Annotated in this window: 13 protein-coding genes and 2 pseudogenes; 10 read left to right on the forward strand and 5 right to left on the reverse strand. The window is 32.8% G+C overall.

Annotated elements, in window-relative coordinates; translation table 11 throughout:
* From ACP6PL_RS05555 to ACP6PL_RS05565, 3 genes and pseudogenes are all read left to right on the forward strand, one after another.
* Window positions 1-403 (forward strand): annotated as a pseudogene (locus ACP6PL_RS05555) (hypothetical protein); the annotation flags it as partial.
* Window positions 404-886: 483 nt separating this feature from the next.
* Entirely contained in the window at window positions 887-1,648 is a 762-nt protein-coding gene (locus ACP6PL_RS05560) for a 16S rRNA (uracil(1498)-N(3))-methyltransferase (protein WP_426543391.1), read from the forward strand.
* A 1,431-nt stretch (window positions 1,649-3,079) separates the two neighbouring features.
* Entirely contained in the window at window positions 3,080-4,186 is a 1,107-nt protein-coding gene (locus tag ACP6PL_RS05565; protein ID WP_426543393.1) for a tetratricopeptide repeat protein, read from the forward strand.
* A 68-nt stretch (window positions 4,187-4,254) separates the two neighbouring features.
* Here the strand turns inward: ACP6PL_RS05565 and ACP6PL_RS05570 are convergent, their stop codons facing one another.
* Window positions 4,255-4,752: a hypothetical protein gene (locus ACP6PL_RS05570; RefSeq protein ID WP_426543395.1), complete on the reverse strand. Its 498-nt coding sequence runs from the start codon at window positions 4,750-4,752 to the stop codon at window positions 4,255-4,257.
* 536 nt (window positions 4,753-5,288) lie between these two features.
* Between ACP6PL_RS05570 and ACP6PL_RS05575 the strand changes: the two genes are divergently transcribed.
* Window positions 5,289-5,918 carry an esterase/lipase family protein gene (locus tag ACP6PL_RS05575; protein WP_426543397.1) on the forward strand — a complete coding sequence of 210 codons (630 nt, stop codon included), beginning with the start codon at window positions 5,289-5,291 and terminating at the stop codon, window positions 5,916-5,918.
* Window positions 5,919-6,569: 651 nt separating this feature from the next.
* Here ACP6PL_RS05575 and ACP6PL_RS05580 read toward each other — a convergent pair.
* Complete coding sequence (locus tag ACP6PL_RS05580) at window positions 6,570-7,007, reverse strand: VOC family protein (RefSeq protein ID WP_426543399.1); 438 nt, start codon at window positions 7,005-7,007, stop codon at window positions 6,570-6,572.
* A gap of 291 nt (window positions 7,008-7,298) precedes the next feature.
* On the opposite strand from ACP6PL_RS05580, the gene ACP6PL_RS05585 reads away from it, so the two are divergent.
* The 6 genes from ACP6PL_RS05585 (at window position 7,299) to ACP6PL_RS05610 (ending at window position 13,671) form a co-directional block, all read left to right on the forward strand.
* Window positions 7,299-8,123 (forward strand): TIGR00297 family protein, encoded by an 825-nt coding sequence (locus tag ACP6PL_RS05585; RefSeq protein WP_426543401.1) that lies wholly within the window; start codon window positions 7,299-7,301, stop codon window positions 8,121-8,123.
* 347 nt (window positions 8,124-8,470) lie between these two features.
* A complete protein-coding gene (locus tag ACP6PL_RS05590) occupies window positions 8,471-9,235 on the forward strand; it encodes a peptidylprolyl isomerase (protein ID WP_426543403.1) in 765 nt (254 codons plus the stop codon).
* A 216-nt stretch (window positions 9,236-9,451) separates the two neighbouring features.
* Window positions 9,452-10,225 (forward strand): class I SAM-dependent methyltransferase, encoded by a 774-nt coding sequence (locus ACP6PL_RS05595; protein ID WP_426543405.1) that lies wholly within the window; start codon window positions 9,452-9,454, stop codon window positions 10,223-10,225.
* A gap of 59 nt (window positions 10,226-10,284) precedes the next feature.
* A complete protein-coding gene (locus tag ACP6PL_RS05600) occupies window positions 10,285-10,767 on the forward strand; it encodes a hypothetical protein (RefSeq protein WP_426543407.1) in 483 nt (160 codons plus the stop codon).
* An 11-nt stretch (window positions 10,768-10,778) separates the two neighbouring features.
* Window positions 10,779-12,077, forward strand: coding sequence for a hypothetical protein (locus tag ACP6PL_RS05605; protein ID WP_426543409.1), 1,299 nt, complete (start codon window positions 10,779-10,781; stop codon window positions 12,075-12,077).
* Between the two features lie 13 nt (window positions 12,078-12,090).
* Window positions 12,091-13,671, forward strand: coding sequence for a hypothetical protein (locus ACP6PL_RS05610; protein ID WP_426543411.1), 1,581 nt, complete (start codon window positions 12,091-12,093; stop codon window positions 13,669-13,671).
* Between the two features lie 49 nt (window positions 13,672-13,720).
* On the opposite strand, the gene ACP6PL_RS05615 is transcribed toward ACP6PL_RS05610, so the two are convergent.
* From ACP6PL_RS05615 to xth, 3 genes and pseudogenes are all read right to left on the reverse strand, one after another.
* Window positions 13,721-14,326, reverse strand: coding sequence for a nitroreductase family protein (locus tag ACP6PL_RS05615; protein WP_426543413.1), 606 nt, complete (start codon window positions 14,324-14,326; stop codon window positions 13,721-13,723).
* Between the two features lie 128 nt (window positions 14,327-14,454).
* Window positions 14,455-15,339, reverse strand: a pseudogene (locus tag ACP6PL_RS05620) (SDR family oxidoreductase).
* A 321-nt stretch (window positions 15,340-15,660) separates the two neighbouring features.
* Window positions 15,661-16,446 carry an exodeoxyribonuclease III gene (gene xth, locus ACP6PL_RS05625; protein WP_426543415.1) on the reverse strand — a complete coding sequence of 262 codons (786 nt, stop codon included), beginning with the start codon at window positions 16,444-16,446 and terminating at the stop codon, window positions 15,661-15,663.
* Window positions 16,447-16,667 lie beyond the last annotated feature (221 nt).

The raw sequence follows: 16,667 nt of genomic DNA on the forward strand, positions 1-16,667 counted from the left end.
TCAACCTGTAGCACCTACACAACCTGCGACTTTGGGTCAACCAGTAAGTCAACCTATAGCACCTACATCACCTGCGACTTTGGGTCAACCAGTAAGTCAACCTGTAGCACCTACACAACCTGCGACTTTGGGTCAACCAGTAAATCAACCTGTAGCACCTACACAACCTGCAACTTTGGGTCAAGAGGTGAGTCAACCTGTAGCACCTCCGGAACAGCCTAAAGATACTAGCAAAATGCGACATCGCGTTAGTGTTAGGGATGAAATCTATACCAAGCTAAAAGAGGAGTCTAAGCGTCAGGGTAAACCAGTAGTTCAATTAGCAACTGAAGCAATCGCAGAATACCTGGAAAAAATTAGGAAAAATGAAAGCTTAACTACTAATGATGAAACTAATTTTTAGGTAACTATTTAGCTTTCAGCTCTCAGCGATTACCTTAGGACAAAATGAAATCCTATGGCATTATTAAAAGATAAAGTAAAATGCTCAAGCATGGATCAAAGTAAATCTGAATCTGAAAAATAAGTCGGTGGGATAAAATTACCGCATAAATTTTGTGGCACTTAAGGATCTAATAAATGAAACTGAGTGATTGTACAATAGAAACCGGGAAATTGGCTGTGTTAACTATCATAAAAATTAACTTCAGAAGTACTGAAGAAGACGATCAAACTAAATATCACTCGTAAAATACTTTGAAGACAAACAAGTAAATGGTAATAGCAACAAAGCTATTACCATTTACTTGAAAAATGCTAGGTTTTATTGTGATTTAACTTTAAAAATGAAAAAAAATTCTCCCACACCTCAGAAGTTTGTCACTGTATATACATCAGATTAATGATGGAAATTTGAGTAGATTGTAACTATTAAATTTTTTATAGAATGGCTGATTTGCAAAGATTAGCGATCGCTTCCGAGCAAATTGATCGACAAAAGGTTGTTCTTACTATTGAACAACAGCATTATTTAAGACGAGTGTTACGACTGGGGGTAGGAGAACGGTTTATTGTAATGGATGGTGAGGGTAAATGGTGGTTAGCTAAACTTACACCAGATATTTTTGGAAAAACAGAGTTAACTGCTGTTTTAGAACAAGAAATTTTGATTCAAAATGAATTATCCATAGAACTAACTCTAATTTCTGCTTTACCTAAAGGAAATAATTTTGATGAAGTTGTTCGACAAAGTACAGAATTAGGGGTAACTCATATTTTGCCAGTTATTAGTTCCAGAACTTTGCTTAAACCTAGTTCGCAAAAGTTAAGAAGGTGGGAGAAAATTGCCAGTGAAGCTGCAGAACAATCAGAGCGTCAAGTAGTTCCCAAAATTAGAGAAACTGTAGAATATTCTGTAGCTTTATCATTATTTGAAAATCAAAATTTTTCGACTAATTGTCATAAATATATATGTGTCGCTCGTAATAATTATCCGCTTTTACTGGATAATTTATTGGATAATCAAAAACTGGAATCAATAATAATTGCTACAGGTCCAGAAGGAGGTTGGACTAATGGGGAAATAGAAGCAGCGATCGCTAGTGGTTTTCAAGCTGTTTCTCTTGGTAAGCGTATCCTCAGAGCTGTTACAGCTCCTTTAGTGGCATTATCTCTAGTTGCTGCTGTATTGGAGAGAAGAAAAGCATAGAAACTATTTGGGATCTATCCAATTAAGGCAGCTTAAATCTACTACAACCTAAACAGTTTTTTACCATTACAGGAAAAACCAAACTTCTCATCCTTTTCTTGAATTTAGGAAAACCTTTATCTAGGGTTTGCTGAAAAAGTATTATGGGTGAGGGGTAGGAGTCAGGAGACAGAAGACAGGAGGAGCAAGGAATGAGCGAGAAGGCATTCGGAAGAATTATCCCTCAATTTCTCTGTCCAAATCTTGCTGTTAATACTAACTTTTTGAGGATTTTCAACTCAAAGCGAGCGCACTTTTTCCAGACTTAAAAATGCCAAAAGCTTTATCTGTAAACACTTTCATATTTATTCAGCAAACCCTATCTAAACTTTTTATCTCAACAAATATTCTATCTAAGGTCTTGAAATTTTGCTATCAAACTTGAGTATTTACTGACTTTAATCGAGGATTACTTTTCGCGTGCTACTGTTAAACTTTTAGCTTGATAATTGTAATTAGGGTAGGTAGGATTAGCAAGAATGCTATATTCAGAAATAATTGAACAACTATAGATTGGTGAATTTCTTGACTTCAACCATTCTTTGGACTCTTTTAAAGCATGATTGTAAACACTTTTACCAACATCAAAAATATGATTAATTTTTATTTATTGCTATGTGCTTGGTCTAATTTTGTACTGGTAAGTTAAAGTAATCACTTGACAACATTTTGTATTTCTGAATATACTAATATTGTTATGTAAAATTAGTATACTGTAAAAAATTTTATAGTAATCCTAAATGATTTGTGATAATTTTTCTAATAGTTTAAGATTGATGAGAAACCTTAAAAATTATTACTCCTGACTCCTAACTACCACAAAAATATTACAATTTAAATAGGATTGCTATAATAAAATAATTTTCTGGTTAGATTAACTGATGATGAAAAATAAAGTTTAGAATATTATGTATAAATAATGCAGGTATTAATGTCTGAAGTAGTTCAAAACTATTGTAAAAGTTTGCCTAAACGTCATAAAACTAAATCAAAGGATTCCCGACCGCTCAATTAATTTACTGGTTGAAATTAACCTTACCGTTAAATCGCCCTATTGGTAATCGTATTTCAAGATTATCTTATATATTTGAAAAAATAGTATCCATTGATAATCAGGTTTGGTATAACTTCTAATTTTAAACTTTCAAAGCAAAAATTTCCAAATATACCTCATTAAAATTGTGTATTTTTTATCAAAAATACTAAATTATACAAGACTTATAGAAAGACAATATTATATACAATAAATTGAAACTATCAACTATGAAATAAGTAGTGTTTATAACTCATAGATTCTGTAATTCTTGTTATAGACAGGAAGCTTGAAATTATTTCCTGGATGTTCTCTTTTCCCAAGATATTTTCTGGCAACTCAAAATAGGACAACTATGTATGAAAGAAATTAAAGAAGTTGCGACTCTGCTAGAACAAAAAAATTATCAACAGGCAGCCAAACTACTAAAAAAAATACAAAAAGAACATCCTCAAAATTTGTGGGTACAACTATATATTGGGCGGTGGTATGAAGAGACAGATAAACTAGAATCAGCAGAAAAATTTTATAGAAAATTGCTCAAAGATGCAACAAATCCACAAGTAGTTATACAAGCACGTCAAGGTTTAAAAAGAATAGAAAATATTGAAAAAAATCGCCAACAACAAGCGATCGCTGTCGCCAAATCTAATCCTGAAAATATAGAACCAGGATTACTTATTATTGAACCAATTAGCAAAGAAAATAAACAGGAAGCAGTTAAAAATCTGGCTAGAATTATGAAAATTGACACTTATACAGCCAGAATGCAACTACAAAATAGAGGTTGGCGAATTTATCGACTGGGAGCAATTGGAGAATTAAAAGTTTATGGTGAAGAAATGCTCAAAGCAGGTATTCCTGTATTTTGGGCAAAAATATCAGATATTGAAAAGATACATATTTTCAGAGTGCAATATTTTCAATCTATTTCTCCTCAGGCAAATATTGTTTGTTTAAATGAGCAAGATAAAATGGGAAGTTTAAATTTTGATTGGTCAGAAGTAGTAGCAAAAGTTGAAGGATTATTACCTATTTTTATAAATGCAATGGATTACGATCCTCGGCGACGTTCCCAAAAAATTCGTCATAAGAAAATGACTCAAGATTATGCAAATATATTAGATTTACATCTTTCTAGTCGCCGTAGCATTATTAGATTTTGTGACCAAAATTATCAATATCAAAAAGGAATTACTCCTAAGATTCAGACTCAAGAGCAACCCCTATTGACACAACAAACTACTAATAGAAGTAAATGGAATGACTTAGTAAATATGATTGACCAAAAATTAAGTAAAGTGCCAACTTGGTCTGATTTTGCTCCGTTTGGAGAAGTTACAAGTCGAGATTATACCCAACTATTAAGTCGCCTTAAGTCTCACATTGATATTTCCCGTAAAATCGAAACAATGTGGGACCCAGCTTTTCAGTTATATAGTAGTTTAGTATTCTTAAAAACTTAGAGTTATGACATAGCGATTATTTATTTAAAAGCTAATTTATTCACTCCTTGATAAATTTATTACTAATACTATCTTGGTAAATTCATACTCTTAGCCATGGCACTGAACATACCCATATTAGGACCGGGGCGACGACGTTTTGCTGTAGGTTTTGGCATTAAAAAGTTAGGAGCAAATAATACTACCTCTTTTGGTTGCTGGGAAGTTACAAAATTTGTTATCGGAGGTTGTGATGCTGATAGTTGAGGAATAGTAGACTGTTGCGTTTCAACTTTTTCAGGCTTTTTAGCATCTTTAGTTTCTTTTTTTACTGCTTCTGCTGCTGCAACTTTTTCAGCTTTTTTAGCAGCAGAAAGTTTAGCTTTTGCCTCTTTTGGAGTTTCAGAACTGGCAGGTTTAGTTTCTGTTTTTGTAGGTGCTGGTGTTGCTACAGTAGCTTGAGTTGATTCTTGCTTGGGAGCAGTTTTTCCTTTAGCATCATCAAATTCTAATAGATACTCTGACTTTTTTCCAAACGGAAAAATACCGAAAATTCCGGCAAATAATCCTCCGATAAAAGCTAACATGATTTTTATCTCCTAAAATGATTTTTTTTGTAGTATTGGTTACAGCTTAATACTGTACGATCTGATTATGACATTGCGCAACTTTTATCTATATTTCTTAATAAAACTTTACATTAAGCACAATGAGAATTAAGTATAGACTCTAAATTTAATGATTAGGTAAACCCAGAGGTAAAAAAATTAGTAATTATTTAAATATATTTAATTATTTACAGAATAATCACCAAAAAACTTTATACCAGTCAAAAAACTGTCCTAGTGAAGGAAATAAAAGCGATCGCCTCATCCTAAAATATAGAATTAGACTAAGCATTCAGCTATTAGCATTCAGAATTTCCTTTTATTTCCTTCGGAATGTTACGCAAACAGCTTTTGAACGTAATAACTTACTAAGGTTAACTAATGACCTTTTCCTTGCTAATTTTTAATTTTACTTGGAGACTAATTTCTCCTTTGGTGTGATAATAAATTGATAATTTATAGCTGATAAATGACGACTGAATGCTTAAGAATTAAAAATATTCAAAAAGAAATATATGGAAAGTTTAAACAAACCTAATCCAATATTATTAATCCACGGAATTTTTGACACTATTAGAATATTTGATAAAATGTCTCGATACCTAAAACAATTAGGATGGGAAGTATACTCTCTGAACTTAATTCCTAATTATGGTATTTTAGGTTTAGATAAATTAGCCGAACAAGTAGCAGATTATGTAGATAAAACATTTCCACCTAATCAACCCTTTGATTTAATAGGTTTTAGTATGGGAGGAATAGTAAGTCGTTACTACGTTCAAAGATTAGGAGGTATTGATAAAGTAGAACGTTTTATTACTGTTTCTTCTCCTCACAACGGCACATTAACAGGTTACGCTTTAAATTTAGCAGCACCCAAGCAGATGCGTCCGAACAGTGACTTTTTAGAAAATCTCAACCAAGATCTTCATTTATTAGAACAAATAAATTTTACCTCTATTTGGACACCTTACGATGCCATGATTATCCCTGCAAGAAGTTCTCAAGTACCAGTAGGTAGAGACATCAAAATAGATGTTTTACTTCATGCTTGGATGATATCAGATGAAAAAGTTTTGAAAGTAATTGTTGAGGAATTGAAAGCAGACTATAAGTCAAAACTAATTATGAATTTGATTGATTGATTAGATTGAATACGCTCCAGATACTATTTGTTGAAGTAAGTGTTTAGGATTGAATAACTTTTTTTCTTTATTCTAGCTATCTTTTCAAATTTCTCAAGGTAGCCTTACTTTTGATAAATTTATAATAAACTGCAAAAATCTAACCCATTTCTTTAACAAGGGCATAGAGTAGAAAAAACCACATTCCCTACTACTAGCTACTATAATTGATTAAAAATATTGCCTCAAACCAAAAGTGGTTCTAGAAAAAAATATTGGTTATAGAGACTCTTTTTCCTATTCCTTAACTACTTCTTCCATATCTATTTCATCTCCAAATTTTTCCTTTAATTCTTATAATATAAAATCCGGTTATATAGTAATCATAAAATTACTTCCTCATTTATAGACTTTTCCATAGCGCTTCAATCTTTACATATAGACAATTGATTTACTTCAGTTGAGGGTGAAGTTTCTGCTAAATTTGGTAGTCATTTAACTTTTTTATAAATTTTTATGTAAATTCACCGAGTCAACTTACATCTTTCAGTTAATAATCATCTTAAGTTATCTGCTTTTAAATACAGCTCCCATAAAAATATCATTCTCAGTGAAAATTACCAAGATAATTATCTTTTTGAGAGCTTTTCCCAAACTTACTAGCAGACTAATTTAAACTGCTACAGCATCGCCAACTTCTTTATAGTCATTACAGCCAAAAATTGCTTCTGAATGACAATAATATTTGAACTCTAGCAAATTATGAAATGGGTCTTCTAGGAAAAAAGTTCGATGTTCCAAAGGAGAACTTGTAAACCTCCGTTTAGGTTGCTGATAAAATTTTAATTTATTTTTTTTTGCACGTTCTAACAAAGCTTCCCAGTCACTTTCTAGACTAAATACTAAACCAAAATGTCTGGGATAAATGCCTTTTTGTGGTTCTAAATTTTCTTTGGAAACATGAGCAACAATTTGATTTCCATAAAGATTTAGAATTACTGAGTTTGGAGATTCTCGCCCAACTTCACAACCTAAACCATGGGCATAAAATTCTTTTGTTTTGGCAATATCATTGACGGGAAAAGCTAAGTGAAAAAGAACTTGATTCATATTTCCTTACTTGCAATGTATAAATGTTGTTTTGTACTGAAAACATCTGGGAATAATTTAAGACGAAAATTGAAGAAGCATTCAGTTGGAGATCTGAGTTTATTTAAGAAGTGGGAGATATTTTATAGGAGTCGTTATTACTGGAGTAGACATTCTCAAACTATCAAATTTCATCACACCAAGAATTTAACTTCAGACTTGAGCTATACTCTTGCTCTTTTTCCATCCCATTTCTTCTTACTTCTTCCTTCGAGTTAAAATTACAACAGATGTTTCCTGTGGGTAGATGCGATGTTATCTAATATTAATTCTGTGAATCCCTGGTTAGTAGCTATGGGCTTAAATACTATCTTACTTACTCTAGTTTATTTTGCCCCAAAAAAATTGTTAACTTCCGCAGGAATTGTTCATGCTTGGATACTGGGAGTATTAATTTGGGGTAGTTTGAACTGGCCTGGATATGCAGTAGTAGTGTTTTATTTTTTGGTTGGTTCTGGGGTTACTCGCATTGGAATGGCCGAAAAGCAAGCTGCCGGAATTGCAGAAAAGCGCGAAGGTGCAAGAGGACCAGAAAATGTTTGGGGTTCGGCCTTAACTGCTGCTATCTGTGCAGTCGGAGTTTGGATTATTAGTTTATTATACCCGAATAATCCTTCTGTAGAAAATTTACCACTCTTACTAATGTTGGGTTATGTAGCTAGTTTTAGTACAAAGCTTTCTGATACTTGTGCTAGTGAAGTAGGAAAAGCTTATGGTAAGCGGACATTTTTAATTACAACTTTACAACCAGTACCACGGGGAACCGAAGGTGCTGTAAGTTTAGAAGGGACTTTAGCAGGTATTGTCGCTTCAGTGGCGATCGCTTTCCTGGGTTGGACTGTAGGTTTAATTGATTTGACAGGAATAGCCTTTTGTGTTATCGCAGCTTTTATTGCGACTAATTTAGAGAGTGTAATTGGGGCAACAATGCAGTCTCAGTTTGAATGGTTAACAAATGAAGTAGTAAATATTATCAATACTTTAATCGGAGCGATCGCTGCAATTTTATTAGCCATAGTTTGGTACTATATAGTAATTAGTAATCAGCCAACAGGTATCAGCTTTTTTGTTTCCTAAATCTTAGCTTTGTTTTCCTGGTTACTTACTTTATAGTCTAAGTTTATATATTTAGCTTGAATTATTTTCACTTAAAATCTATAGCAATCTTATTTTAATTGTCAGATATTTTAGATTTTTAGGAAACAGGGAACACTGGATATAGAAATTAGTGAAATTCTCAATCATGTCTGAGAATTTATATAGTTATTACATCCAAATATCCACTCAACTCTCTATCTATATTTTCATATCTGATTCTTGATTGCTATATGATAAAAATTGTGTGAATCAGATTTTAAGTTTTATAGATTAACATAGACTAAAATTTATTTGTAAAGATATTAGTTAAGGGCGGAATTTTACCAATGGAATCTAAACCACTACTAACAATAGGTGAAGAACAATTATCCTGGGGGCAAGGTTTAAGATATTTGCAAGCCTCTGGCAAATTACAATCTTTTGTCACAGAAATTGTACGTCAATATGTGATAGAAAAAGAATTGCAATCTAGAGAAGATATAAATGTCAATCCAGCAGTTATTCAACAGGCAATGATTGATTTTAGATTGCAAAGAAAACTGGAAGACCAACAAAAATTTCAAGAATGGTTACAACAAAATAAAGTTAACTATAATGCTTTAGAATCACAAATGGCAAATTCTTTTAAACTAAAGCAATTAAGAGATTCTATTACTTCAGAAAAAATAGAAGAATATTTTAATGAGCGTAAAGCAGGTCTAGATTATGTAATTTTATCTAGAATTGTTGTCCAAGATAAAGAATTAGCAGATGCTGTACATCGAAAAATTGTAGAAGAGGGAGGAAGGTTTGAAGATTTAGCTAAAGAACATTCAGTCACAAATGATAAAAGTTTTAATGGCATTATGGGTGCAGTTACTGTAGCTAGTTTGCCAGAAGATTTAAGAAATGCAGTTAATTCTGCTAATCCTGGAGACATTTTAGGACCATTTGAGACAAATAAATTTTGGACTATATTTCGACTAGAGCAATTACAAGGCGCTTCTTTAGATAATCCTGAAATTAGGAAAAAATTAGATGGTGAATTATTTGAGCGTTGGGTAGCAGAGAAACTGCAAAATCAAAAAATTACTCTTCATGTTAATGATTAAATTAACACTATTAAGATCAATAAATTTCGATTAGGGAATACTAGGGAAGTTCAAAGGAACTTTCCTACTAAAATATTTGATTCATAACTAAGTATCCAAAAATGATATTCTGATTGAGAATAAGAAGAAATTAAAATTTATTTATCATTTTAAGTTTAGATGAACTTTTCTGATATCTGAAAAAGACAAAAATTTTACAGAAAATAAGGAAAAAACATGAGTGATGAAAATAAATCCATTCATGAGTTTGATTTGAAATTAATCTACGAATATTATTCAACCATAGAACGACAAGGGCCTGGAAGTCCTGAAGTAACTATTAAAGCTTTAAACTGTATTGATAATCTGACAAATGAATCAAAAATTGCTGATATAGGTTGTGGCACAGGTGGTCAAACAATAGTAATAGCTAATCATACCTCAGGGAATATTACAGCCATCGATCTGTCTCCCATCTTTATAGATTTATTCAATATTAATAGTCATAAATTGAATCTCCAGGATAGAGTTAATGGTATTATTGGTTCAATGGATAACCTTCCTTTTCAAAATGAAGAATTAGATTTAATCTGGTCAGAAGGAGCAATATATAATATTGGATTTGAACGAGGCATAAATGAATGGTATAAGTTTTTGAAGAAAGGAGCATTCCTTGCCGTTTCAGAGGTATCATGGTTGACTCAAGAACGACCTGTGGAAATTGATGAGTTTTGGAATAATGAATATCCCGAAATAGATACTATTTCAAATAAGGTGAAACAAATGGAAAAAGCTGGATATATTCCAATTGCTACTTTTGTTCTGCCTGAAAATTGTTGGACTGAAAACTTTTATGCTCCGCAAGTTTCTGCACAGGAAAAATTTTTGCAAAAATATGTAGATAATAAAACTGCTGAAGAACTCGTAGAAAACCAACGGCATGAAGCTGAATTATATTTGAAATATAAAGAGTTTTATGGCTATGTTTTCTATATAGGAAAAAAGACTTAAATCATATAATTAATTAGTGTTTTAATGAAATGAATTAATTAAACAGGTTAGTATTAATTATGTTACATCAAGATCAAGTCGATTCTAATAAAATCTCAATTAAACTAACATCTCTAGTTATTCTGACTTTTCTTATTCTTCAAGGTGGAACTGCTTTGAGCCTTTTTTGTCGTTTTGTATCAAGGTGTGATCCTTATCTTTATCCTTTTTTAGAATATCCTATGTATTCATCAGCTAAGAAAGAAGGGTCTATAGTTAGTAAATTAACTATATTTGGAATTTTAGAAGATTCGAGTGAAGTTTCTATCACCAATAAAGATCTCAAAATACCCGATTATAATTTAAGTCCTTATTGGTTTAGAAGATATTATCTTCCGGCTATCAGACGCAAAAAAGATAAAATGATTAATGAATTTGTCGATATATATCAAAAACAATATAACCAAAAATTGATAGGTATACGCCTAGAAAAGCAGTCTTTTGTTATATCAAAAGAAGGCGTAAAACTTCAGGACAAAACAACAGAATACATTGAATTTTAGAAGCTAATAAAATGATATTATCTATAAATTTTTCTAGAAACTTGAATCAGTTTGGGAGAATTTGGGATTCATACTGGTTTCAACCAGCTCCAATACTTAATTTAGCAATCTGTCGGATTATAATAATTGCTTTTCAGCTCTATCATATTATTGTGCAGAATGATTTCTTAGGTACAATACTTGAGCGTGCAACACGTCCTGGTGCAAAATATAATCCTACACTGGTTGTCAAACTTTTAAGTTTGCCCTTTGGTTTGAATACTGCTCCACCAGATTGGTTTTTAACCAGTATATTTTGGTTAAGCATTATTGCTGGGTTTTTTTCTTTATTCGGATTTAAGACAAACTTTAGTCTAATCGTTTTTGCTGTGGGTAATTTATTTTTGCAAGGTTATGTTTACTCATTCGGCAAATTCCATCATCCAGAAGCCTTAATGATAATAGCACTTTTAATACTTGCTTTAAGTCCTGCCGGTAGGGTTTTATCTGTTGATGATTTAGGGAAAAGAATAAAATTAAATGTTAAGAGAAAAAATTTTACTATCTTTAGTATTACAGAAGAGCAAAGTCTTTTTGCCAGATGGCCAATTATTTTGCTTTGGTGGATGTTTGCTTTTGTATATCTTAGTGCAGCAGTATTTAAATTAGTACGTGGTGGACTAGACTGGTTAAACGGTTATACTCTCCAAGCCTACTTACTTAGCGACGGACTAACCTGGGATAGACCTTTAGGAATATGGTTGGCTCAACAACATACATTAGCCTTGATATTTTCTTATGTAGCAGTTTTATATGAAGGTACTTTCTTTTTAGTGTTAATTTTTCCTAGGTTGGTCTGGCTTTACATTCCCATGGGTGCAGCTTTCCACACTGGAATATATTTAGCTCAGATGGCACCATTCTTTCAATACATCGCGATTTATTCAGTTTTTATTCCCTGGACGTCAATTATAAACAGTTTCTCAGCCCATCAAAAGTTTTGCCAAGAAGGGAATAAATCTGAGATTCTTTACAATGGTTTATCTGCTAATTATATTCGTTTAATCACCTTCTTTTGTTACTTTGACTGGTTTAAACGTCTTATTTATAGCGATATAGAAGTCCGATGGCAAAGTTTGTCCCAAACCCATCCCCACATTTCACTTGAGGAGTCTAAGCAAGAAATACATATTTTACTTCCCAACGGTGCAACAAGAAAAGGGTTATTTGCCATACGGGAAATTTTATGGCGTTTACCTATTCTCTGGCCTTTATTACCCATAACTTATCTGCCTGGAGTATCAACTATTGTTCCCAAGATTTACAGTTGAGTTAGTAAATAACATGAAAAAAAAGCATTTTTTGTGGCTACTAATAATTTTAGGGTTGATAACTTTTGCAGTCACGGTGGCGACAAAAACTATAAATTTGAGTAGCTTGATGGGTACATATACTCCATCTACTGTCAACCGTGATAATGACAAACAGGAAATGGTAGACCAAGCTTTGAGACTAGAAAAGACTGGTACTAAGTTTGTCTATTTCTCCCATCAGGGAAAGCCTCTATTGTCATTTGGAGGATTATCGGATTTCATTTTTTATGCAGCTCAAGATGCTTATGATTATAAACTATGGGCTGACTGGGCAGCAGAACATGGCATCAATCATGTTCGTGCTTACCCACCCATGAGTTGGAACTACATTGAAAGTTTTGCCCAACAAAATGGTGGCTCCCTGGATAATGTGCTTTTTCCTTATGAAGAGGTGACTCCTGGAAGTAGACAGTTTGACCTAACCAGGTTTAATGATAGTTACTGGCAACGCTTTCGAGAACAATGTGAATATTTACAGTCAAAAGGAATTATTATTCATTTGTTGATGATTAATGGTTGGCAATTTCGTCTTAATGAGGTTAATTGGTTCGGCCACTTCTTTAATCCAGTTAATAATATAAATTCTTTTTCTGATATTTTAAGAGAGAATAGACTCAAATTTTACCACTCTGTTGCAGATAAAGAAACAGGTTTAGTTGAAGCACAAAAAGCCTGGTTCAGTAAATTGGTGGAAATGACGGCGGATCTTGATAACGTTTACTATGACCTAGTTCACGAAATTGCTGAAAATCATAGTAATTGGTCAAAAGTACAACGGTGGATTAATGTCATGGCCAAGACAGTACGCGATCGCTATGCTGAATTGGAGCCAAATAAATCAATAATTTTAGGTATGGACACAGGGGGGTTAAAATACGGGAGATTTTCGCAAAGGTCATGGATCTTTAGCCGACCTTATTTTGATTTACTCATCTATGGTAAAGCTCACAGAGTTAAAAATGCCATAAACTGGCGTATCCAGTACAAAAAGCCTTATATTCCTCAAGAAAGTTGGGATGATAACAAGCGCAAATACACTTACCGTAACCCAGAGCATCGGGTTCATACTCGTAAGTATATGTGGAAATTTATGATGGCAAAGTGTCAGCAGATAGACCTTTATATGAAATCTTTAGATTCTAAGCTAATACAAGGGTATGAACATAATTACGATCCCAATGGATGGAATGATTTTGAAAATGATGCACTCATACTCAGGGAATTCTGGAACAGTCTAGTTGACTATCCAAATCTTTGGTTCAAAGGTAATATTAAGTCTGAAATTGGTTTGCACAAATATGTTCTTTCTTCAAATAAAGAAACTGTGGCATATATATCTTCTAAAAGTGGAAAACAAGGTGTAAATTTTGATTCCCAAAAATTAATTCTTGAGAATCTAGCTCTAGCAAATGGGAGCTATAAATCAGATATTATCAAACCTGATACTGGTGTTTTAGAAACTTCTATTGTTACAGTAAAAGATGGTGTTGTGTCATTTGATTTGCCATCCTTTACAGATGACATTGCTGTTCACCTATATCAGGAAAGTTAAACTAACAATCAGAAATTTATTCAAGTTTAAGATACTAATTAGGTGAAGTCTAATCAGCAATAAATGAAGCAGTCTTGCCAAATTCTCCAGTAAATACAAAAGAATTAGTCGGTTTACGACTGCGGGGAGAAAGTTCCCTCTCTCGTAAAGACTCAGGCAAAATATCCAGTTCTCCTGGATAACCAATAGCTATAGCTGCTACTGGTTCATATTCTGCTGATATTTTATATAATTCACAAGCTCTATCAACATCAAAACCTCCCATTTGATGAACTATCAAACCCATTTCTGTTGCTTGAAAAGTTAGGCACGCTACTGCTAAACCTACATCGTGAAAAGCGTGTCTATTAGGTTGATTATTTTTGTCAAAAGAAAGTTGAGCAATAAATAACATTAATACAGGAGCAAGACCTGCCCAAGGTTGATTTCCTTCTACTATACAACTAAAAAGACGCTCATATTCAGAAGGATTTTCCTTAGTAGCAACTATGAAACTCCAAGGTTGCTCATTGAAACAAGAAGGAGACCATCTTGCTGCTTCTAGAAGTGAAAGTAATACTTCTGAGGAAACCATTTTGTCACCAAAAGCTAAAGAACTCCAACGTTGTTTTAGTAACTCATTAATTGGATATTGATTATCTGTAGGTTTTTGCATTTTTTAAATTTTTGAGTAATTGTTTAAGATTGATATAAATATTATTTTAATTGATGGATAAAAAAGAAAAAAATCATTTTACCCAATCCTATTTATTTATCAGAAGAGGTAATTCTAAATTCTAAATTCTAAATTCTTGAAATTCCCATTTTACGGCGAATAAAACTTTCTACAGATTCCATTTTCATCTCAAATATTCTCTCTAAATTCTCAATTTATTCTGGAGTGCAGAAAAATTCATTTGCCAATAATACTCTTAAAGTACCCAAAGTTTTTTGTAGTTCTGGATTAAATAATCCCAGAGTATTCCGTAATCCATCAAATACAAATAAAGGTGGATTAATAACTATAGATTCCCGATTAAAAATTCTACTAAGTATCTGAGAAATTTCTCCTCTAGAAATAATTTCTGGTCCCCCCACAGGCAAAATTTGATTACAAGCAGCTTCTACAAAAACAGAATTCACAGCAATTTTTGCCAAGTCATCTGTACTAACTATCGAAGTGCGATTTTTAGACTCTCCAATAAGTAGATAAATTCCTGTATCTCTAAATATTTTTGCCAGTGGTAATAGATTAGAAGCAAAACCAGAAGGTTGCAAAATAGTATAATTCAAACCACTAGCTTTGAGGTATTTTTCTACCTCTTTTTTTGCCTTAAAATTTGGTGAATCTTCATATCCACGATCTGTTCCCAATACAGAAATAAATACAAAGTGTTTAACACCAACTTTCACAGCACAATCTATCAGTTCAATATTAGATCGATAGTCAACTGCTTGAGCATCACCCGCACCACCATGGGCACTAATAATATATTCAATTCCTTGACAAACTTTGTAAATATCCTTGTCTATTTTTAAGTCGCCTATAAAGATTTCAGCTCCACGATTTTCTAATTCAGAATAGATAGAATTTAGTCTCACAAAGGCGCGGACTGACATTTCTTTTTCTGTCAATATGCTAATAATTCTACGACCTAATCCTCCAGTTGCTCCTGTTACTAAAAACATAATTACTTTTGGTGAGCTATTAATAGTTCAATCAAAAAATTTACCAAATAAAAAATTTACTATAGCAACATGAAATGATTGGTGAAAAAAACTGTAAGGGTCAGGTTTCCAAATTCTATTTGCGCTTGGGTTTGGAGAACAAACCCCTACGATAAAATATTACAACATAAGCGCGGATTGCTATCTTAACTAACAGATAGCAAATGGTTTCTACAATTACTTAATTATTACTTCAATCTTTCCTTCTTCCCTTCTCTCCTAGATAACTAAAGCCTTTTTACTTCTTACTTCTTACTTCTTACTTCTTACTTCTTCCTTACTTTAAAATTCCACAATAACTGGTGCATGATCGCTAGGTTTTGGTAACTGTCTTGGAGACTTATCAATTATACAACTTGTTGCTTTTTGAGAAAGGGGTAAACTAAGATAATGATGGTCAATACGCCAACCACGATTACGGCGAAAACCAGCAGCTCTATAATCCCACCAACTATAATGACCACCCTCGCTGGTAAACTGCCGAAAAGCATCCACTAATCCTAACTTGAGAATTTCTTGTAAAGCTCGCCGTTCAGCATCCGATAATCCCACAGAATTTTTACAACCTTCTGGGTCGTGAATATCTCGGTCTTCTGGCACAATATTAAAATCGCCACAAATACATAAATTTGGTGATTTGTCAAGAATTATTTGTACATATTCTAGCAACAACTTTAACCAATCAAGTTTGTAATCATATTTTTCACTACCTACACTAGCACCATTAGGAACATAAAGATTTAGAATACGGACATCATTTATTACTCCAGTAATTAACCGCTTTTGTATGTCAAAATCTCCTACTTTATTATCACCTAAAATAGGAGCAAACCCACTACTAACATCTTGCATTGGGGAACGGCTAAAAATTGCCACACCATTATAAGATTTCTGACCAGAAACATAAGTATGATAACCTAATTCTTCAAAAGGCGATCGCGGAAAATCTTGGTCAATAACCTTAGTTTCTTGTAAACAGAGGATGTCAACATTATTTACTTCTAACCATTCTATAACTTGTTGTTGACGACTGCGAATTGAATTTACATTCCAAGTAGCTATTTTAATCATTATGAAAATAGGGAGTAGGTAGTAGGAAAACTGAAGTTAAAAGTCAAAATTCAAAAGTCAAAAGTAAGATTTTATAGCCTCAAAATTTTTTGAGGCTATAGTAATTTTAGGAAATTATTTCACATCTTCTCTAAAGTTTGAAAGTATTTGTAATGTTCTTTTTTTGACATACTCCCGACGCTCCCTTACAGGAGAGCGCGGGATTCTTCAGCCAAGGA

The organism is Dapis purpurea BLCC-M126 (assembly GCF_050015975.1).
In the GTDB taxonomy this organism is placed as follows: Bacteria; Cyanobacteriota; Cyanobacteriia; order Cyanobacteriales; family Microcoleaceae; genus Trichodesmium.